Annotated in this window: 19 protein-coding genes; all 19 read left to right on the top strand. The window is 59.0% G+C overall.

The features are described from left to right. Positions 1–83 precede the first annotated feature (83 nt). The 19 genes from AAE514_RS04155 to AAE514_RS04065 all read left to right on the top strand — a co-directional run bounded on the left by AAE514_RS04155 (position 84) and on the right by AAE514_RS04065 (position 19,758). Positions 84–389, top strand: coding sequence for an STAS domain-containing protein (locus AAE514_RS04155; RefSeq protein WP_347330248.1), 306 nt, complete (start codon positions 84–86; stop codon positions 387–389). Positions 390–456: 67 nt separating this feature from the next. Beyond that, on the top strand, positions 457–2,169 hold the full coding sequence (locus AAE514_RS04150; protein WP_347330247.1) for an ATP-binding SpoIIE family protein phosphatase: 1,713 nt from the start codon (positions 457–459) through the stop codon (positions 2,167–2,169). 50 nt (positions 2,170–2,219) lie between these two features. Then, positions 2,220–2,564 carry an Hpt domain-containing protein gene (locus AAE514_RS04145; RefSeq protein WP_347330246.1) on the top strand — a complete coding sequence of 115 codons (345 nt, stop codon included), beginning with the start codon at positions 2,220–2,222 and terminating at the stop codon, positions 2,562–2,564. 138 nt (positions 2,565–2,702) lie between these two features. Next, complete coding sequence (locus tag AAE514_RS04140; RefSeq protein ID WP_347330245.1) at positions 2,703–4,193, top strand: flagellar hook-length control protein FliK; 1,491 nt, start codon at positions 2,703–2,705, stop codon at positions 4,191–4,193. A gap of 220 nt (positions 4,194–4,413) precedes the next feature. Continuing rightward, positions 4,414–4,962 carry a flagellar basal body-associated FliL family protein gene (locus tag AAE514_RS04135; RefSeq protein ID WP_347330244.1) on the top strand — a complete coding sequence of 183 codons (549 nt, stop codon included), beginning with the start codon at positions 4,414–4,416 and terminating at the stop codon, positions 4,960–4,962. A gap of 33 nt (positions 4,963–4,995) precedes the next feature. Then, complete coding sequence (fliM, locus tag AAE514_RS04130) at positions 4,996–6,009, top strand: flagellar motor switch protein FliM (RefSeq protein WP_347330243.1); 1,014 nt, start codon at positions 4,996–4,998, stop codon at positions 6,007–6,009. Continuing rightward, positions 5,993–6,487, top strand: coding sequence for a flagellar motor switch protein FliN (gene fliN / locus AAE514_RS04125; protein WP_430623875.1), 495 nt, complete (start codon positions 5,993–5,995; stop codon positions 6,485–6,487). Before fliM ends, fliN begins: the two co-directional genes overlap by 17 nt. Positions 6,488–6,518: 31 nt before the next feature. Then, entirely contained in the window at positions 6,519–6,929 is a 411-nt protein-coding gene (fliO, locus tag AAE514_RS04120; RefSeq protein ID WP_347330242.1) for a flagellar biosynthetic protein FliO, read from the top strand. A gap of 17 nt (positions 6,930–6,946) precedes the next feature. Continuing rightward, positions 6,947–7,771, top strand: a complete 825-nt coding sequence (gene fliP, locus AAE514_RS04115) for a flagellar type III secretion system pore protein FliP (RefSeq protein WP_347330241.1) — start codon at positions 6,947–6,949, stop codon at positions 7,769–7,771. 9 nt (positions 7,772–7,780) lie between these two features. Next, positions 7,781–8,050: a flagellar biosynthetic protein FliQ gene (locus AAE514_RS04110; RefSeq protein WP_347330240.1), complete on the top strand. Its 270-nt coding sequence runs from the start codon at positions 7,781–7,783 to the stop codon at positions 8,048–8,050. A 220-nt stretch (positions 8,051–8,270) separates the two neighbouring features. Beyond that, complete coding sequence (fliR, locus tag AAE514_RS04105; protein ID WP_347330239.1) at positions 8,271–9,056, top strand: flagellar biosynthetic protein FliR; 786 nt, start codon at positions 8,271–8,273, stop codon at positions 9,054–9,056. Continuing rightward, positions 9,056–10,192 carry a flagellar biosynthesis protein FlhB gene (flhB, locus tag AAE514_RS04100; protein WP_347330238.1) on the top strand — a complete coding sequence of 379 codons (1,137 nt, stop codon included), beginning with the start codon at positions 9,056–9,058 and terminating at the stop codon, positions 10,190–10,192. Before fliR ends, flhB begins: the two co-directional genes overlap by 1 nt. Before the next feature lie 448 nt (positions 10,193–10,640). Further along, positions 10,641–12,878, top strand: a complete 2,238-nt coding sequence (gene flhA / locus AAE514_RS04095) for a flagellar biosynthesis protein FlhA (protein WP_347330237.1) — start codon at positions 10,641–10,643, stop codon at positions 12,876–12,878. Between the two features lie 22 nt (positions 12,879–12,900). Further along, positions 12,901–14,367 carry a flagellar biosynthesis GTPase FlhF gene (gene flhF / locus AAE514_RS04090; protein WP_347330236.1) on the top strand — a complete coding sequence of 489 codons (1,467 nt, stop codon included), beginning with the start codon at positions 12,901–12,903 and terminating at the stop codon, positions 14,365–14,367. A gap of 61 nt (positions 14,368–14,428) precedes the next feature. Further along, a complete protein-coding gene (locus AAE514_RS04085; protein WP_347330235.1) occupies positions 14,429–15,253 on the top strand; it encodes a MinD/ParA family protein in 825 nt (274 codons plus the stop codon). Positions 15,254–15,316: 63 nt separating this feature from the next. Continuing rightward, entirely contained in the window at positions 15,317–16,027 is a 711-nt protein-coding gene (locus AAE514_RS04080; protein ID WP_347330234.1) for an RNA polymerase sigma factor FliA, read from the top strand. 151 nt (positions 16,028–16,178) lie between these two features. After that, complete coding sequence (cheY, locus tag AAE514_RS04075) at positions 16,179–16,562, top strand: chemotaxis response regulator CheY (RefSeq protein ID WP_347330233.1); 384 nt, start codon at positions 16,179–16,181, stop codon at positions 16,560–16,562. Between the two features lie 56 nt (positions 16,563–16,618). Next, the gene (locus tag AAE514_RS04070) at positions 16,619–17,419 is read left to right on the top strand and encodes a protein phosphatase CheZ (protein WP_347330232.1); all 801 of its coding nucleotides are present in this window, start codon (positions 16,619–16,621) and stop codon (positions 17,417–17,419) included. Between the two features lie 83 nt (positions 17,420–17,502). Next, on the top strand, positions 17,503–19,758 hold the full coding sequence (locus AAE514_RS04065) for a chemotaxis protein CheA (RefSeq protein ID WP_347330231.1): 2,256 nt from the start codon (positions 17,503–17,505) through the stop codon (positions 19,756–19,758). Positions 19,759–19,781 lie beyond the last annotated feature (23 nt).

Raw genomic sequence — 19,781 nt, 5'->3', positions numbered from 1 at the left:
CAGGCGGGTTTATAAGCTATCCTTAACCCCAGAACGAAAGTCCAGGCTCAGAATTACCGCGTGAAAAAGGACGTAAAACTGCTATGGCAATCACTTCGACTTTGTCGTCCGATGGCTCACTCCTGACCATCTACATTCAGGGGCGTTTCGACTTCAGCTCTCACCAGGACTTCCGGGCCTCCTACGAGGGCCTGGAGAAAAAGCCCGAGCGCTATCGGGTCGATATGCAGGAAACCTCCTATCTCGACAGCTCCGCGCTGGGTATGCTGTTGTTGCTGCGCGACCACGCTGGTGGCGACAAGGCCACTATTGAGATCCGCAACTGCAGCCCGGATGTGAAGAAAATTCTGACAATTTCCAACTTTGAGCAGTTGTTTGATATCCGGTGACTCCTCGCCCCTGAGTTAGAAGGATGTTGCGCCCTGATTCCCAGTGGCAACAGTGCAGAGGCTGCGTATGAGCGACGACACACCGTTAACGATCCTGGTCGCCGATGATTCGGACACCGACCGTCATATTCTGGAGACGATCGTGGCGCGGGATGGGCACCGGGTGCTCAGCGCGCGGGACGGTCGCGAGGCGGTGTCCGTGTTCGAGGAGGAGCAGCCGGACCTGGTGCTGCTCGATGCACTTATGCCCAACCTGGATGGTTTCGGCGCCGCTCGCCGGATCAAGGCGCTGGCTGGCGAATCCCTCGTCCCGATCATCTTCCTGACGTCATTGACCGATACCGAGTCATTGGTGCAATGTCTCGATGCTGGCGGCGACGACTTCCTCTCCAAGCCCTATAACCGGGTTATCCTCCAGGCCAAAATTAAGTCGTTCAACCGCATGCGGGCCATGCACTCCACCATCCTGGACCAGCGGGACCAGATCAGCCGCCATCATGAGCACCTGCTGCAGGAGCAGACAGTGGCGAAGCAAGTGTTCGACAATATCGCCCACAGCGGCTGCCTGGACTCCAATAACGTCAAGTACTTCCTCTCCTCCCTGGCGATGTTTAACGGCGATATTCTGGTTGCGGGCATGCGGCCCTCCGGCAGCATGATGGTACTGCTGGGGGACTTCACCGGGCACGGCCTGCCCGCGGCCGTCGGTGCGATCCCCCTGGCCTCCACCTTCTATGGGATGGTGAACAAAGGCTTCGCCGTAAGCGACATTCTCCGGGAAATTAACCACAAACTGAAAACCATTCTTCCGGTGGGAATTTTCTGCTGTGCCACCATGGTGGATATCAACTTCCGCCGCCAACAAATTCGAGTTTGGAACGGTGGGCTGCCTCCAGGCTACATCCGCCGGGCTTCGGGCGGCGAACCCGAGCCGATTACCTCCACCCACTTGCCCTTGGGCGTGTTGAGCAACCAGCGGTTCAAGGACGATATGCAGCTTTACGACCTCGCCTGGGGTGATAGCCTTTACCTCTGGTCCGACGGTATCCACGAGGCGCGCAATGCGGACGGGGATATGTTCGGTGAGGACCGGTTAAAAGCCGTGTTTGTGGAGGATGCGGATAACAGCACGTTGTTTGATCGAATTCTCGGGAGGGTTCAGGCCTTTGTCGGCGAAGGCCGCCGGGATGACGACCTATCCCTGGTGGAACTTCGGATGGACCGGCCGGAAAACGTCAATGCGGTGGCCGCAGAAGCCGAGCGACGCAGCCGCTCTACGCTCTCTGAATGGACTATGAGCTTTGATGTCCTCCCGGGTAGTTTTCGTCATTTTGACCCCATGCCGTTGCTTCTCACTATTCTGGTGGAGGTGCCCGGTTTGCGTCAGCACAGCGGTGATCTCTATACCCTACTCGCCGAGCTCTACTCCAACGCTCTCGAACACGGCATATTGCAGCTGGACTCTGACCTGAAATCCAGCGCCGAAGGCTTTACGCAGTACTATGAATTAAGGCAACAGCGGCTGTCGGCGATCAGTGAGGGATTAATTCGTATCCACCTGCAGCACAGCACCACGGATGAAGGCGGTATTCTTCGGCTGCGAGTGGAAGACAGCGGCCCCGGCTTTGCCGGCGGAGCCCGGGCGCCTGCGCTCAGCAATGACAGCCATGCCTACTGTGGGCGTGGGCTCGCGCTGGTTGAAAAACTGTGCGATGCTGTTCATTACCTGGGTGATGGCAACGAAGTCGAGGCCGTTTTTTCCTGGAGCAGTGACGCCTGACAAAGGCTGCTAAATAAAGGCGGAACTCCGCTTACACGAGGCGCGCGACTATGAGTTCGAATAACCACTTGAACCGCGAAGTGCTCACCACCCTCCAGGAGGTTATGGACGATCAGTTCCCCGTACTGATCAACACCTTCCTCACCGACTCGGAAGAGCGGATCCGCCACATTCAAAAAGCGCTGGCGGCCCGCGATAGTGATACAGTTCGCCGCCAGGCCCATAGCTTCAAAGGCAGCTGCAACAATATTGGCGCCGAATGCCTGGCTTCCCTGTGCGAAAAAATGGAAGCGGCCGGTCGCGCCGGTGAACTGGAAGGCGTGGAGCAGCAGCTTGTGGAGATCCAGCAGGAGTTTTCCAAGCTCAAGGGCACCCTGAAAAGCTTTGCCGGGTAAACGGCTGCAGAGCTTTTTCGGGCGTTGGCACCTTCCTTGCAAAAGCTTCGGTAAATCATTGGTTAACGTGGGGTTTTCCCACTGTGTTTACCGGTTGGCGGCAAGAAGTTGCCGCCAACCTTGCCGGAGTGCTTGCCCATGCCTGCTCAATCGTCCATTTCCAGCCTGTTGTCCCTGAGCCCGAGCGCTCAGCCGGGGAAGCCGCAGTCCCGCGGCAACGATGACAGCTTTCGCCGTCTACTGGAACAGCCCTCCGCGGCGGCTCAAGCCCAGCGGTCGCGCGCTGCTGATGCCGCTCGCGAACGCGACGCCACTGCACTGAACGCGGCCCAGGCCGATCGGCACTCGAACCGGCCAGAACCTTCCGGGCGAAGAGAGCCTCCAGGGAGGTCAGAGCCTTCAGCCCAAAGAGAGCCTTCAACCCAAAGAGAATCTACTGCGAGGTCGGATGCCAACCACTCCCGGAAAGACGACCACGTGGGCTCCAGAGCCGACACCAGAACGACTGACCGGGGGCGCACGGACTCTAAATCAACCAACGAGCCTTCCGGCCCAGTGTCGGAAAAAGAACAGGCCGAGGAAATCTCCCTGGAGGAGGCCGAAGCGCTGCTTGAACGCTTGTCGGATAAAGAATGGGCGCAACTATCCGAGGACGCCAAGACCGTGCTGGCGGAGCTCAAGGCGCAGGTGGATGCCGGCGCCTTGGACCCGGCACTGGAAGAGGCACTGCAGCAACTGTTGAGCAGCCTGGAAAATGGCGCCCCACTGGATGCCATTGCCGAGCAGCTTGAGGCTATCCCCCTAGACGCTTTGCCCGCGCTGGCCGCCCAGTTTCCCGACGCCCAAAACCTCCGCGATGTGCTCGGCAAGCGGGGCGCGGCTTACCTCTCCCAACTGAGCGCGATCGCCCGGGGCGAACCCAGTGCAGGCAAGCAAACCGGGGGCGCCGCAACGCTGTTGAATCCCGGCGGCTCGAGCGAAACGGAGGGACTGGATTTGACCGCATTGCTGGAGGCGGGCAAAACCGGCATGCGCAGCAGCCGCGAAGAGTTCGGGCTACTACTCCAGTCCCTGGCCCGGGGTCAGGGGGAACAAGCCAAACCCGTGGACCTGAGTGCCTCCGGCACCTCGGCCAGCGCCTTGGCGCAATTGGAAAATGGCGCCCGGGCTCAGCCGGTGGCCCCGGCTGACCGACAGTTTACCGTGCAATCCGACGTGCGAGTGCCAGTCGGGCAGGGGCAGTGGGGAGAGGCCGTGAGCCAGCGGGTTTTGTGGATGGCCTCCCAGAAAATTTCCAGCGCGGAACTACGGTTGGATCCACCCGATCTGGGGCCGGTGCAAGTTCGAGTCAGTAGCCATCAGGACCAAATTAGCGTGACCTTTACCAGCGCCCAGCCCGCGGTTCGGGAAGCGCTGGACCAGAGCGCCGCCCGTCTGCGGGAGATGTTCACCGAACAGGGGCTGGACCTGGTGGACGTGAATGTGTCGGACCAGTCCGGTGGAGAGTCCATGGCCGGTGAGGGCGACGGGCAGCGCGGCGGTGCTCGCCAAGGCGGCGCGGAGGACGATGGCGATGTGCAGTCGGCTCCGCGGATTCTCGGTGACCGCCTGGTGGACCACTACGCCTGATTGAGCGCGTTGTTTTCTTACCCTCCGAAGAGCCACTGCGGTGGCTTTTCCTTCTTAATTTCAACCCAATGGAATGCTCGTTTCCAGGCAACCTCTCTAACACTCTTTACTTTCCTTGCTCCGCTTCCCGCCCTGTGCCAAAGTATCCTAAAGGGTGCTGCCTTACTTGGCACGGCCCTTGCTCCAACCCCATTAGTCACCAAAGCGACGGAATTTTGGCATGGCCGAAGAAGACGAAGAACGGGAACTGACCGAAGAAGAACAGGCGGAAGTCGATCGCAAAGCGAAGCGCAATCAACGGATCAAACTGATTGGTCTGGCGGTGCTTCTGGTGTTGCTGTCCGTGGGGGTCACCATGGGGCTGCTGCACTTTTTGGGCCCCGAGGACCCGGAACCCAGCGAGGGTGAGCCCGCGGCTGTGGAAGAAGAGCCCCCCGAGCCCGCGAGCCAGGAGGCCATATACTATCCACTCAATGAAAAGTTGGTGGTCAACTACAATGTCCGTGGGCGCCAACGTTTTTTACAGACTGAAATCACCCTCATGTTTCGGGACAACAAGGTGGCCGACGTACTGGAGCGACATATGCCGCGTATTCGCAATGACTTGATCATGCTGTTGAGCGGCCAGGAGTTTGAAGATTTGCAAACGCCCGAAGGGCGGGAGCTGTTGCGACAAGATGCGCTTCGCTCCATCCAGGACATTTTGCAGGAAGAGATTGGGCAGCCGGGCGTTGAGCAAGTGCTGTTTACCAGTTTCGTGATGCAGTAATACCAGTGGCAGTAACACCATAAGGGTCCGCTCGTGCAAGACTTACTCTCACAAGACGAGATCGATGCGCTTCTCCACGGTGTGGACGAGGGTGACGTTGAGACCGATGACGAGCTCGATGTCGATTCGATCAAAGCCTATGACCTAACCACCCAGGACCGGATTGTTCGTGGGCGCATGCCCACGCTGGAAATGATCAATGAACGCTTTGCCCGGTACACCCGCATCAGCATGTTCAATATGTTGCGCCGGACCGCCGACGTGTCTGTGGGTGGCATCCAGATTCAGAAGTTTGGCGAGTACGTTCATACACTTTACGTGCCCACCAGCCTGAACATGGTGAAATTCCGGCCGCTGCGGGGCAACGCCCTGATTATTTTGGACGCGCGGCTGGTCTTCAAGCTCGTGGATAATTTTTTCGGTGGCGACGGCCGACATGCCAAAATCGAAGGGCGGGAATTTACCCCCACCGAGTTGCGCGTGGTACAGATGGTGCTCGACCAGGTGTTTGTAGACTTGGGCGAGGCCTGGAAGGCGGTGATGCCCATCACCTTCGAGTATATGAACTCAGAAGTTAACCCCTCGCTGGCCAACATCGTTAGCCCGAGCGAGGTGGTCGTGGTCAGCACTTTTCATGTGGAACTTGATGGTGGTGGCGGGGATATGCACATCACCGTCCCATACTCCATGATTGAACCGATCCGCGAGGTGCTGGACTCGGGGCTGCAAAGCGACAGCGAGGAGCAGGACGAGCGCTGGGTCAAGGCGCTGCGAGAGGATGTGCTCGCCGCCCAAGTCGAACTTGAGTGCGACATCGTCCGCCGAGAAATTACGCTGCGGGATATCATCAATTTGAAAGAGGGGGATGTGATTCCGGTGGACTTTCCGGAATACCACGTCGTGACCGCCAACGGCGTTCCGATGTTTCGCACCCGCCTGGGCCAGATTCGTGGCAATCTGGCGTTGAAAATTAATGGTCTCATTGACCATAGTACGGCCTATAACATCACGGCAAACGAAGGGGGCTCCAGTGGCAAACGAAAATGATACCCACGATGATGACAAAGATCAGGACGCCATGGCGGCCGAGTGGGAAGCAGCAATGATGGAGCAGGATGACGAGGTCGAGCCGGAAGCCGAGTCCAAGCCCGAGCCGAAACCCGAATCTAAACCAGAGCCCGAGCCCAAGGCCTCCGCCAAGCCCGAGCAAGGGGTGGACCCAGTGTCGCTGGACGAACTCAGCGAAGACGAAGAGCCCAATACCAATCCGGACTTGGACGTCATTCTGGATATCCCGGTGTCGATTGCCATGGAAGTGGGGCGAACCTCCATCTCCATTCGCAACCTGCTGCAATTGAACCAGGGTTCCGTGATCGAACTGGACCGCCTGGCCGGCGAGCCGCTCGACGTGCTGGTGAACGGCACCTTGATTGCTCATGGTGAAGTGGTCGTGGTGAACGAAAAATTCGGCATCCGCATGACCGACGTCATCAGTCCGTCCGAGCGGATTAAAAAGTTGCGTTGATAGGCGCCTTTTCTGAAATGGGAGCGTTTTAATGGGCGAGACAGGCGCAAGCGCGGCCACGCAGCTACTCAATGTGGCCTTCAGCCTGCTGCTGATTGTCGGCTTGATCCTGGCCCTGGCCTGGCTACTGCGGCGTTTTGGCCAGGGCAATTTTCACAACCAGCAGTCCATGAAAGTCGTGGCCAGCATGCCCCTGGGCACCCGCGAGCGACTAATGGTGGTTGAGATTGGCGGTCAGCAACTCCTGTTGGGCGTAACCGCTCACCAAATCACCACCCTGCACGTATTCGACGAGCCGGTGGTCGACCCCAGCGGCGGTACTTCCACCGAATTCAAAAAGCGGCTTACGGCCCTGATGAACAGAAAGCCTGGCTCCACCACGCCAGCGCCGACACCCTCTGAGCCTGATAACGCGCCCGAGCCGGACAGAAAACCCCAATGATGCCACGCCACCACACAATGACCCTACGCCTCGTCCGGTTACTGCTGATGCTATTGCTGGGCTTAGGTGCCATGGCGGTCATGGGGCAGGAAGGCCCGCAAGAGCCGGAAGAACCCCAACAACAAAACCCGAACGAGGTCATCGGCGGATCCCTGCCCGCCATACCCGGCCTCCCGGCACTGACCGTCACCACCCAACCCGACGGCTCCGAAGAATACACCGTGACGCTGCAGATCCTCGCGATCATGACCGCGCTCACCTTCCTGCCGGCCATCCTGCTGATGATGACCTCCTTCACCCGCATCATCATCGTCTTTGCCATACTGCGCCAGGCACTCGGGCTGCAACAGTCGCCGTCCAACCAAATCCTGATCGGGCTCTCCCTATTCCTAACCTTGTTCATCATGCAACCGGTGCTCGAGCACGTTAACGAAGAAGCCCTACAGCCCTACATCAACGAAAACATCAACGCCCAAACCGCGCTGTCCCGAACCGCCGAACCGTTCCACTCATTCATGCTGGCCCAGACGCGCGAATCCGACATTGCACTGTTCGTCGGCATCGCCGGCAACCCCGAAATCCAAACCCCGGAAGATACCCCCTTCAGCATCCTGGTACCGGCCTTCATCACCAGCGAGCTGAAAACCGCCTTCCAAATCGGATTCATCATCTTCATCCCATTCCTGGTCATCGACATCGTCGTCGCCAGCGTCCTCATGGCCATGGGCATGATGATGCTATCGCCCCTGATCATCTCACTGCCGTTCAAAATCATGCTTTTCGTCCTCGTGGACGGCTGGGCCATGCTCATCGGCACACTCGCGGCCAGCTTTGGCGTATAGGAGGCACCAATGACCCCCGAAGTCGTCATGGACATCTTCGCCGACGCGCTCTTCCTGATCGTGCTAATGCTCATCGTCATCGTCGGCCCCGGCCTAATCGTCGGCCTGGTGGTCAGCATGTTCCAGGCCGCCACCCAGATCAACGAACAAACCCTGAGCTTTCTACCCAGGCTCCTTGTGACCCTCACCTCCGTCATGATCGCCGGCCCCTGGCTGCTGACGGAATTTATGGATTTATTTACCAGGCTGTACACGAACGTCCCAAATTTAATCGGGTAAGAACCCAGCAAACGTAAAGCCTCAAATGAGGCTTCGCCATCGGGTGTATGGGTCCCGGACCGTGGGGCGCGGGACTCGCGATTCGAGCCCCCAGGGACGGGTTTACGGCGTGTCCGGGACCCATACACCCGATGGCGAAGCCGGGCTTTCTAAGAGGCTCGATTTTCTAAAAGCCGGACTCTCTACAAAGCAAAACCTCTAAGAGATACAAAGAGCGAAAGTGAACGAACTGGTACTGAGCGAACAACAACTGATGCAATTCATCGGACAGTACATCTGGCCGATGCTGCGCATTGGTGGCCTATTCCTCGCCATGCCCGTCATCGGCGCCCAAACCGTCACCGCCAGAATTCGCGTCGTACTCACCTTCTTCACCACCATACTCGTCGTCCCCATGCTGCCGCCGCCCCCGGCCATCGACTTCGTCTCCCTGCAAGCCATGGTCATCGTCGCCAAAGAACTCCTCATCGGCATCGCCATGGGCTTCATGCTCCAAGTCTTCCTGCAAATATTCATCCTCGCCGGCGAACTCATGGCCATGAAAATGGGCCTCGGCTTCGCCGCCATGAACGACCCATCCACCGGCGTCTCCACCAGCGTACTGTCCCAATTCTACCTACTGCTGGCCACACTCCTGTTCCTCTACTTCAACGGCCACCTAATCCTTATAGGGCTGCTGATCGAAAGCTTCCGAACCCTCCCCATTGGCGGAGACGGCCTCGGCCCCGGCGCCTTCGCCAGCATCGCCGGCATGGGAACCTGGCTATTCAGCGCCGGACTCGTCATTGCACTGCCCGTGTTCACCGCCATCATGGTCATCAACATGGCCTTCGGCGCCATGAACCGCTCCGCCCCGCAAATGAACGTCTTCACCGTCGGCTTCCCCATGACACTCATCTTCGGGCTACTGGTCATGTGGCTGGTCCTGCCCGCCTTCCTGCCCGCGTTTGAAGTGTTCAGCCGAGAAGCGTTCCTTATTGTTCGTCAAGTGATAGGTCTACCCTGATGGCTGAAGAAAACGACAACGGTCAGGAAAAAACAGAAGACCCCACGGCGCGAAAACAGGAAAAAGCGCGCGAAGAAGGGCAGATCCCGCGTTCGCGGGAACTGACCACCACCTTCATCCTGCTGGCCGGCACCTTGGGCCTGCTGATCTTCGGCCCCTACATGGCTCACAAGCTGGCGGGAGTCGTTCAGTTTAACTTCGACCTGGAGCGGGAAGCGGTCTTCAATACCGAAATAATGGTCGAACACCTCGCCGCCTCCCTCTACCACGGTACTCTGAGCATGATGCCGGTGCTGGCCCTGCTTCTGGTCGCTTCCATCGCCGGGCCCATTGGGCTGGGCGGCTGGCTCTTCAGTTCCAAATCCATGGCGCCCAAACCCAGCCGCATGAACCCCCTCGCGGGTTTGAAGCGCATGTTCTCCCTCAAGGCCCTGATGGAGCTGGCCAAGGCGTTGGGCAAAGTCATATTAATTATGGCCGTTGCCGTGGCGCTATTGGCCATCCAGCAACAGGATATGATCCGGTTGTCGGACCAGGAGGCGGTGACGGCCATTAAGAACTCCGTTTGGCTGAGTATTGTTGGCGCTATTGCCCTGGCGGCGGTGACGATTGCTATTGCGGCGATCGATATTCCGTTTCAGATCTGGGACAACAGCCAGAAGCTGAAGATGTCCCGGCAGGAAATAAAGGATGAGATGAAGGATACGGAGGGTAAGCCGGAGGTGAAGAGCCGCATTCGCCAGTTGCAGCGGGAGATGGCTCAGCGCCGGATGATGTCGGAGGTGCCGAAGGCGGATGTAGTGATTACGAACCCGACGCATTATTCGGTGGCTCTACGGTATGATCCGGAGGGGATGTCGACGCCGGTGTTGTTGGCGAAGGGGGGTGATCAGACGGCGTTGAAGATTCGGGAGATCGCGCGGGCTCACGGTATTGATATTATGGAGTCGCCGGTGTTGGCGCGGGCGATTTATTATACGACGGAGTTGGATGAGGAGATTCCGGCGGATTTGTATATGGCGGTGGCGCAGGTGTTGGCGTATGTGTTCCAGCTGAGAAATTACCGCAAGGGCAGGGGGGACCGCCCCCAGTACCCAAGGAATATTCCGGTCCCGAGAAATATGCGGTATGACTGACTATTTTGACCCAAACAGACTTAAGGCTAACGAAGCAGAAAGCTCGAATTACGCTCGGAGGCGGATGCGGGGTGTGGACTGTTCGGAGACTCTCTGAGGCATGGATGCCGATGAGAAGCCCCCATGGATGGGTTTACGGCGGGTCTCCGAACAGTCCACACCCCGTAGCCGCCGTACCTAGAAAAGAACATTCAAGGTAGGGGAGCTCCGAATCAACCTCCGGCGGCTACGGTGTATACCCATGGGAGACCCGCCGTGAATACATCCCTGTAGGCTTCTCATCGGCATCCATGCCTCAGAGAGTCTCCCATGGGTATACACCGCATCCGCCTCCGAGCGTAAAACAATCCGGTTGCCACTAAGAGATTAGGTAAAGGGGAAGGGGCAACTGGTACACTTCTTGCGATAGGTCGCTTACATACGACAAACCGTCAAAAAAGCGACCTCCATGGCACTACCCAGCTTTAGCCAGCTCAACAACATCGACCGCCGGGCCGCCTTCCGCCACCTACGTGGGCTCGGCCATGGCAACATCGGTATTCCCGTGCTGCTGCTGATGCTGCTGGGCATGATGATTCTGCCCGTGCCGCCGATTTTGTTGGACGCCTTCTTCTCCTTCAACATCGCCCTCTCCATCGTCGTCCTGCTCGTCGGCGTCTACGCCATGCGCCCGCTCGACTTCGCGGTGTTCCCCACCATCCTCCTCATCGCCACGCTCTTGCGGCTCGCGCTTAACGTCGCCTCTACTCGCGTCGTGTTGCTCAACGGTCACGAGGGCGGGGACGCCGCCGGTAAGGTGATCCAGGCCTTCGGGGAAGTGGTGATCGGTGGTAACTATGCCGTGGGGCTGGTGGTGTTCCTGATCTTGATGATTATCAACTTCGTCGTGGTGACCAAGGGTGCCGGGCGTATTTCCGAGGTGAGCGCCCGATTTACCTTGGACGCCATGCCGGGCAAGCAAATGGCGATCGACGCCGATATGAATGCCGGGTTGATCGATCAGGAAGAAGCCCGTACCCGACGTCAGGATGTCGCCAGTGAGGCGGACTTCTACGGGGCGATGGACGGTGCCAGCAAGTTTGTTCGGGGTGATGCCATTGCCGGTATTTTGATTCTGGTGATCAACATCATCGGCGGCCTCGGCATTGGCATGATTCAGCACAATCTGGACTTTGCCACGGCGCTGCAGAATTACATTCTGCTGACCATTGGGGACGGGCTGGTGGCCCAGATTCCGTCGCTGTTGCTCTCTACCTCGGCGGCGATTCTGGTGACTCGGGTTAACAGCTCCCAGGATATGCGCGAGCAGATTATGGGGCAGATGTTTGCTACCCCGAAGGCACTGGCGATTGCCTCCGGGGTGTTGCTGCTTATGGGCTCGATTCCCGGTATGCCCCACGTGGCGTTTCTCGGGCTGGGGTTGGTCTGTGGCGCGTTGGCGTACTTTATTTATTGGCGCAGCCAACAACCTCAGCCGGTGGAGGATGATCGAGAATTTCCGTCCTCCCGGGGCGGTGGCTCCGGGGGCGGAACCGTGGAGAGAGGGCCCTCGGTTACCCCGTCCGCGCCCGGTGGTGGCCAGCAGGCCTCGTTGCCGCCCTCGAAAGAGTCCGCGGAGTTGGATTGGGATGATGTTCAGCCGGTGGATATTATCGGGCTGGAGGTCGGCTATCGCTTGATACCCCTGGTGGACCGAGGGCAGGGCGGCGAGTTGCTGGGGCGGATTAAGGGCGTACGGCGCAAGCTGTCTCAGGAGATGGGTTTTTTGATTCCCTCCGTTCATATTCGCGACAACCTGGATTTGCTGCCCAATGGTTATCGCATCAGCTTGATGGGTGTGGCGCTGGCGGAGGCGGAGGTCTATCCGGACCGGGAAATGGCGATTAACCCCGGCCAGGTCTTCGGCGAACTGGACGGCACCAAAACCAAAGACCCAGCTTTTGGTCTGGACGCCGTTTGGATTGATGCCGGCCAAAAAGAGAAGGCCCAGACTTTGGGTTATACCGTTGTGGATGCCAGCACGGTAGTGGCCACCCATTTGAATCAAATTTTGCAGAACCACACCTGGGAGCTACTGGGGCACGAAGATGTTCAGAAACTGCTGGATATGTTGTCGAAGAGCTCGCCCAAGCTGGTTGAAGAACTGGTGCCCAACACGGTCAGCCTCAATGTGTTGCTGAAGGTGCTTCAGAACCTGTTGCGTGAACGGGTACCGATCCGGGATATGCGCTCCATCGCCGAAGCCTTGGCGGCCAACGGTGGCAAGAGTCAAGATCCCGCCACTTTGACCGCGGTGGCGCGCGTGGCGCTTTCCCGCCAAATTGTCCAAAACATAGTGGGGCAGGAGCCTGAGCTACCGGTAATCACCCTTGAGCCCGAGTTGGAACAGTTATTGCTGAATACCCTTCAGCAGGCACAAAAATCCGGCGCCGATGACAGCGCCTTTATCGAGCCGAGCCTGGCCGAGCGTTTACAGCAGTCTCTTATGGAAGCGGCTCAGAGGCAGGAGGTGGCAGGCAAGCCGCTGGTACTTCTGGTGGCAGGGCCTTTGCGCAATATGTTGGCCCGATTCGCTCGCAACAGCGTGCCCGATATGAACGTCCTGGCATACAACGAGATCCCGGACAACAAACAGATTTCCATTGATGCCAGCGTGGGTGCCGGCAAACCCAACAATCGGCAATAGCGGCTGAATGAGGAGTACGACAATGCAGGTGAAACGATTTCTCGCGGCGGATATGAGACGCGCCCTGGAAATGGTCCGCCAGGAGCTGGGCCCTGACGCGGTCATCCTCTCCAGCAACCGCACTAAAGACGGTGTGGAGCTGCTGACCACCCGTGCCGCGCCCAGTACGCCCGAGGCGCCGCCCGTCCAGGGGAGTACGCCCTGGAGCGACGAGCCGGTGGACGAGACAGCGACCGCGGCGGAAACCGGGCGGCAGCGCGCCGATGCCATCGAGCGGGCGCTTCAACGCCAAGCGGCTCAAAAGAATGTCGAGCGGGACCTTGAGGCCTCAGCCCGGGAGTACTTGCAGCCCAACCAGCGAGTGAACGCGGGTATTCGTATTAAACGGTCCCTGCTGGAAGGTGCCGAAGAGCAACTCTCCGGCGCACGGCCCATGAGCGCGGCGGAGCGTTACCCGCTGCGAGATGAACCGAGCCAACCAGTCGCCGCGCCAAAATCGAGGTCCGAGGTCCAGACCGCTCCCCAGGCGAGCGCCGGCGAGCAGGATGACCGGCTGGATACGTTGCAGAGCGAGCTGGCGGAAATGCGCTTTCTGCTGGAAGAGCAGCTGTCCAAAATGCTGGGTGATGGCCATAAGGGCCAGCCCTCCAGAACACCGGCTCAGGCCAGCGTTGGTCGCCGCCTGGAGCGGATGGGCTTGCCCGAGGAGGTGGTCGCGCCGCTGCTTGAGCGCAGCCGCCCGACCAGAGACCTTTCCCAAGCCTGGAGCGGCACCCTGGCCAGCCTGGCTCGCCAGTTGCCTGCCGACGCCAGTGATCCGGTCGCCCAGGGCGGCGTGTTTGCGCTGGTCGGCCCCACCGGTGCGGGCAAAACCACCACCATTGGTAAGCTGGCGGCCCGCTACGTCATGGAGCACGGGCCGCGCGAAGTGGCCCTGGTAACGTTGGACACCCACCGCATTGGCGGGCACGACCAACTGCGCTCCCTCGCCCGCATTCTAGGAGTTACCCTTCGGGTGGTGGATGACCAACAAGCACTGAATTCCGTGTTATATGGCCTGCGCCGGCACTCGCTGGTGCTGATCGATACCGCCGGCTTCCGCCAGGGCGACCCACGGCTGACAGAACAGATGGCGAGCCTCAGTGCTCAACCTCAGGTGAAATCCCTGTTGATGTTGCCCAGCAATAGCCAGCCCGCGCTGCTCAAGGCGTCCCTTCACGCCTATGGTGAAGCCGGACTGGAGGGGTGTATTCTGAGTAAGCTGGACGAAAGCGCCAGCCTGGGTGAATCCCTGGGTGTGGTTATGCAGGGTGGTGTGCCAATCGTCTATACTACTCACGGCCAGGATATTCCGAGAGATATTGAAGTGGCTCGCGCTCACCAGCTGGTGACTCGGGCCGCGAGCTTGATCGGTCGGAGGGATGCGTCCACGACGGGCCGGGGGTCTAGGTCCACCACCGGCGAGGGTGCCGCCCGGGCGGTGTCGTAACACCGCCGAAATACCAACCCCGTACCGGGGTTACAGCGGATTTTGAGGAGTTTATTGGCAGATGAGTCAAATGCGTCCGGTTCAAGTCATCGCGGTTTCCGGCGGTAAAGGCGGGGTGGGCAAAAGCAATATTTCCGTCAACCTGAGTATTGCCTTGGCGGAGTTGCGCCGCCGCGTCGTGCTCCTAGACGCCGACCTTGGGCTGGCGAACGTGGACGTGTTGCTTGGGCTCAAAGCCAAGCACACCCTGTCCGATGTGCTCGACGGTAAAATGAGCCTTCGGGACGTGCTGGTCAACGGCCCCTCGGGACTTAAAATCGTTCCCGCCGCGTCCGGCGTGCAGCGCATGACCATGCTCGGGCCCAAAGAGCACGCCGGCCTGATTAATGCGTTCAGCGAACTCAGTGATCAGGTGGACATCCTGGTGGTGGATACCGCCGCCGGCATTTCCGATACCGTCATTAGCTTTGTCCGCGCCGCCAACGAGGTACTGGTGGTGGTCTGTGACGAACCCTCCTCCATTACCGACGCCTACGCTCTGATTAAGGTTCTCAACCGCGATCACGGCCTTCAGCGGTTTCGGGTCGTGGCTAACATGACTCGCACGCCGCGTGAGGGCCAATCCATGTATAACAAACTCAATAGTGTGTGCGAGCGCTTTCTGGATGTCACCCTGCAGTACGTCGGGCATATCCCTTTTGATGAAAATGTTCGCCGATCCGTTCAGAAGCAGAAGTCCCTGCTGGAGTTCGCTCCCCACGCGAAAGCTTCTCAGGCCATTCGGGATTTGGCACGGGAGGTGGACCAGTGGCCGCTTCCCAGTGCGCCGACCGGGCGGTTGGAGTTTTTTGTGGAGCGTCTGCTGCAGGTGGCTAACAGCCGTTGAAATACAGCGGCGGACGTGGGTGTGACGAGGTAGCTAACAATGGCCACAGCCAATGGATTAGCCATGTACGATAAAACGCAACAACTTGGCAACCAAATCCGGGTCGAGGATTATGCTGTGCTGGTAAAGCGCATCGCCCATCATATGATGTTGCGCATGCCCGCCAGCGTGCAGGTGGAAGACCTGATTCAGGCGGGTATGATCGGGCTGCTTGAAGCCGCCCAAAAGTATGACGCCTCCCGCGGTGCCAGTTTCGAGACCTATGCCGGAATCCGGATTCGCGGTGCCATCGTCGATGAAATGCGGCGTGGGGACTGGGCGCCGCGCTCGGTACACCGCAACGCCCGGCGTATCAGCGAAGCCATTGGTATTGTCGAAGGCCGCACCGGCCGAGACGCTCAGGACGCCGAAGTGGCCGAAGAGCTCGGGGTCGAGCTGGACGACTACTTTGCCATGCTGCGCGATGCCAGCGCCAGCCGTCTGTTCAGCTATGAAGAGACCTTTGGGGACGATGATACTACCCTTAGCATGGCGGGCCCCGGCAGTGACCACGCCAGCCCGCTGGAGGGCGTTCAACGATCCGCCCTAAAGCAATCGCTGGCGCAGGCGATAACCCAGCTACCGGAACGAGAAAAGCTCGTGCTGGCGCTCTACTATGACGAAGAGCTGAACCTCAAAGAGATCGGCCAAGTGCTTGGCGTGAGTGAATCCCGCGTTAGCCAGATTCACAGCCAGGCCGCGCTGCGCCTGCGCACCCGCCTGGCGGACTGGTAGGGCGGCGATTGACCTGCCGGAGGATTGTGGGTAATTTGCCTTCCCCCGGCGAGCGCCGGGCTAACAGGCTGCTAGAATGAACATCAGACGGGGCGGCTTTCGGCGGCTCCCCTTCTTGAACTGACTCCCGCCAGAGTAGACGGAGGTTGCATTGGATAAAAACATGAAAATCCTGATTGTCGACGATTTTTCGACAATGCGACGGATTATTAAAAACCTGCTCAGAGACCTGGGTTTCAGCAATACCCACGAGGCTGATGACGGGGTGACGGCGCTGCCGATGCTGCGCAGCGGCGACTTTGATTTTCTGGTAACCGACTGGAATATGCCGGGCATGTCGGGCATCGACCTTTTGCGCGCGGTGCGGGAGGACGAGAAGCTCAAGTCCCTGCCGGTGCTGATGGTCACGGCGGAAGCCAAGCGCGACCAGATTATCGAAGCGGCCCAGGCCGGGGTCAATGGCTACGTGGTCAAGCCCTTTACGGCCGCGGCTCTCAAGGAAAAAATTGAGAAGATCTTTGAGCGCGTAGGGTGAACTCTGCGCTGCCGGCGGCGGCCCGCCCCGGATCATAGTAAAAATAAGGCTTATCCATGGCTTCAACATCCCAGTTGCATGAAAACGAAGCGTTCATCACCGAGCTGAAAGAGTGCGCCAAACTACTGATTGACCGCCTGCAGGAGAATCAGTACGAAGACGCTTCCCAACTGATTCATGCCATTACCGAAGTGCGAGACCGTCATATCTTCCAATCTGTGGGACGGCTGACCCGCGGCTTGCATGACGCCATCGTCAATTTCAATGTCGACGGGGACCTGAGCTCCGAGCCTCCGAACATCGAAAAGTCAGAGATTCGCGACGCCTCCAATCGCCTGAATTACGTGATAGAGCTCACCCAGAAGGCGGCGGACCGCACCATGGATATGGTGGATGAGTCCGCCCCCATCGCCACCAACCTGGGCCAGGAAGCCGGCTCGCTGCGCGAGGAGTGGGCCCGGCTTAAACGCCGTGAAATGAGCCCCGAGGAATTCCGCCAGCTCTACCACCGTATGGATAACTTTCTGTGGCAAATGGAAACCGGTACCGAGCAAATTGGCAAAAACATGCAGGAAATTGTGCTGGAGCAGGGCTTCCAGGATCTGACCGGCCAGGTGCTCAAACGGGTGATCGGTTTGATTAACGATGTCGAGCAGGACCTGGTTAGCCTGGTCAAAATCGCGGCTCAGGTAGAAGATATTACAGGTTTGCCTCTGGATGCCGATAGTGAAGAGAAGACGGCCAAGAAGAGCCACACAAGCTCCGGGGAAGGCCCGCAAATGAAGGCCACGGAAAGAGCCGACGTGGTGTCCGGCCAAGACGAAGTGGACGATTTGCTCTCGAGCCTGGGCTTTTAGGGCGCGCGGTCGGGCCCAGTTGGCAAAAAGTGCATCCACCACGATGACAACAACAGTTGATACAGGTTTGATAGGAGCGCTGAATGGGGTTCGGTGACGACGAAGAAATTCTCCAGGACTTCCTGGTCGAAGCGGGCGAAATACTGGAGAAGCTCTCGGAGCAGCTGGTCGAGTTGGAGCAGCGCCCCGAGGACACCGATCTGCTTAACGCCATTTTTCGTGGCTTTCATACCGTTAAGGGCGGCGCGGGCTTCCTGCAACTGGACCCGATGGTGGAATGTTGCCACCTCACTGAGAACCTGTTTGATGTCTTGCGCAACGGCCAGCGCCAGGTTAGCTCGGAGCTGATGGATGTGGTGCTTGAATCCCTGGACACCATCAATCAACAGTACGCCGAAATCTCCCGGGGCGAGGCCATGTCCCCGCCGGACCCGCACTTGATCCAGACCCTGCAGCGGCTGGTGGATGGCGAACCCATCGACGGGGGCGCTCCCGAGGGCTCCGCGCCCGAGCCGGAAAAACCGACCCCGACGGGCGACATTACCGACGACGAGTTTGAGAAATTGCTGGATGCCATTTCCGACGAGCCCGCCGCCTCCGATGAAAAGCCGGTAGCCCCTTCCGGTGAGAAGCCTGCTTCGTCGGCTGCGGGAACTTCCAAGAAGGACGATCTGATCGAAGACGACGAATTTGAAGCGCTGCTGGACGAACTTCACGGTAAGGGCAAAGGCCCCAGTGCCCCCGGCTCTGAACCGGCTTCCGACAAGGCCTCGGACAGCGACGGCAAAAAAGGCGATGAGATCGGCGAGGATGAATTCGAAGCGTTGTTGGACGAGCTCCACGGTAAGGGCAAGGGGCCCGGCGCCAAGGCCCAAACTGCGGAAGCAACGCCACCGGCTGGCGACCAAAAACAGGCCAAGGGCGGTGGAGAGCTGATCAGCGATGATGAGTTCGAGTCCCTTCTGGACGAGCTGCACGGCAAGGGCAAAGGCCCCACGGCCACTACAGGTGCCACCCCGGCGCCTAAAACACCGGAGAAGCCAGCGCCGGAAAAATCGAAACCGAGTGCCGCGCCCCAGCCGGCCCAAGGGGGCTCGGGAGAAGGTGGCAAACCGCCAGCGGCGGCCCCGAAACCCGGCGGAAAGCCGGATAAAGACGGTGGGCCCGCCCCGGTGGAAACCACCGTGCGAGTGGACACCCAGCGCCTGGATGAAATCATGAACATGGTGGGCGAGCTGGTGCTGGTGCGCAACCGCCTGGTTCGCCTTGGGGATGACATTGAGAACGAGTCGCTCGCCAAGGCCGTCTCGAACCTTGATGTGGTTACCGCCGACTTACAGAGCTCGGTGATGAAAACCCGAATGCAGCCGATCAAAAAAGTCTTTGGTCGCTTCCCCCGGGTGGTGCGAGATCTGGCTCGAAACCTGAAAAAAGAGGTCAATCTAGAGTTGGTGGGGGAAGACACCGACCTGGACAAAAACCTGGTCGAAGCGCTGTCCGACCCACTGGTTCACTTGGTACGCAATTCCGTGGACCACGGCATCGAGCTCCCTGACGATCGGGAGGCCAGTGGCAAGCCCCGTGCCGGGAAAGTCGTTCTGGCGGCGGAGCAGGAAGGGGACCATATTCTCCTGTCCATTACCGACGACGGCGCCGGCATGGATCCCGACAAATTGCGTGACATCGCGGTGGGAAAAGGTGTACTGGATCGGGACAACGCCGACCGGCTATCCGACACCGAAGCATTCAACTTGATTTTTGCGCCCGGTTTTTCCACCAAGACGGAAATTTCCGACGTTTCGGGTCGGGGCGTCGGCATGGACGTGGTAAAAACCAAAATCACTCAGCTCAACGGCACCATCGAAATTCAATCCACCAAGGGGGTGGGGACCCGCCTGAACATCAAGGTGCCTCTGACCCTGGCGATTATGCCCACCTTGATGGTCATGCTGCAGAAGCAGGCCTTTGCCTTGCCCCTGGCCAGCGTCCAGGAAATTTTTCACATGGACATGAATAAAACCCATACGGTGGACGGCCAAGAGTGCGTGACCATCCGGGACCGGGCCATTCCGGTGTTTTACCTGAAAGATTGGTTGATCAGTGGGGGGCGCAAAGAGCGCGAAAGCGAAGCCCACGTGGTTATTGTGGCCATAGGTACTCGCTTGGTCGGTTTTGTGGTGGATCAACTGATCGGTCAGGAAGAGGTGGTGATCAAGCCGTTGGGGAAGATGTTGCAGGGTACGCCCGGCATGGCGGGCGCCACTATCACCGGCGATGGAACCATGGCGTTGATTCTCGATATTCCCGGTCTGCTCAAACGTTACGCCGGCGGGGTATAACGCCGAAATTTTCCCCGCGGTGG

Origin of the sequence: Marinimicrobium locisalis (genome assembly GCF_039822625.1) — a bacterium.
In the GTDB taxonomy this organism is placed as follows: domain Bacteria; phylum Pseudomonadota; class Gammaproteobacteria; order Pseudomonadales; family Cellvibrionaceae; genus Marinimicrobium; species Marinimicrobium locisalis.
Note: the sequence above shows the minus strand (reverse complement) of the source record. Positions and strands in the feature narration are given on the sequence as shown.

What these genes read in the sequence shown, in the direction of transcription:
- AAE514_RS04140 (WP_347330245.1), top strand. Translation starts at nt 2,703, where the DNA reads ATGCCTGCTCAATCGTCCATTTCCAGCCTGTTGTCCCTGAGCCCGAGC.
- flhF (WP_347330236.1), top strand. Translation starts at nt 12,901, where the DNA reads ATGCAGGTGAAACGATTTCTCGCGGCGGATATGAGACGCGCCCTGGAA.
- fliP (WP_347330241.1), top strand. Translation starts at nt 6,947, where the DNA reads ATGACCCTACGCCTCGTCCGGTTACTGCTGATGCTATTGCTGGGCTTA.
- fliO (WP_347330242.1), top strand. Translation starts at nt 6,519, where the DNA reads ATGGGCGAGACAGGCGCAAGCGCGGCCACGCAGCTACTCAATGTGGCC.
- AAE514_RS04135 (WP_347330244.1), top strand. Translation starts at nt 4,414, where the DNA reads ATGGCCGAAGAAGACGAAGAACGGGAACTGACCGAAGAAGAACAGGCG.
- AAE514_RS04150 (WP_347330247.1), top strand. Translation starts at nt 457, where the DNA reads ATGAGCGACGACACACCGTTAACGATCCTGGTCGCCGATGATTCGGAC.
- AAE514_RS04080 (WP_347330234.1), top strand. Translation starts at nt 15,317, where the DNA reads ATGTACGATAAAACGCAACAACTTGGCAACCAAATCCGGGTCGAGGAT.
- flhA (WP_347330237.1), top strand. Translation starts at nt 10,641, where the DNA reads ATGGCACTACCCAGCTTTAGCCAGCTCAACAACATCGACCGCCGGGCC.
- AAE514_RS04070 (WP_347330232.1), top strand. Translation starts at nt 16,619, where the DNA reads ATGGCTTCAACATCCCAGTTGCATGAAAACGAAGCGTTCATCACCGAG.
- AAE514_RS04110 (WP_347330240.1), top strand. Translation starts at nt 7,781, where the DNA reads ATGACCCCCGAAGTCGTCATGGACATCTTCGCCGACGCGCTCTTCCTG.
- AAE514_RS04065 (WP_347330231.1), top strand. Translation starts at nt 17,503, where the DNA reads ATGGGGTTCGGTGACGACGAAGAAATTCTCCAGGACTTCCTGGTCGAA.
- AAE514_RS04155 (WP_347330248.1), top strand. Translation starts at nt 84, where the DNA reads ATGGCAATCACTTCGACTTTGTCGTCCGATGGCTCACTCCTGACCATC.
- AAE514_RS04145 (WP_347330246.1), top strand. Translation starts at nt 2,220, where the DNA reads ATGAGTTCGAATAACCACTTGAACCGCGAAGTGCTCACCACCCTCCAG.
- flhB (WP_347330238.1), top strand. Translation starts at nt 9,056, where the DNA reads ATGGCTGAAGAAAACGACAACGGTCAGGAAAAAACAGAAGACCCCACG.
- AAE514_RS04085 (WP_347330235.1), top strand. Translation starts at nt 14,429, where the DNA reads ATGAGTCAAATGCGTCCGGTTCAAGTCATCGCGGTTTCCGGCGGTAAA.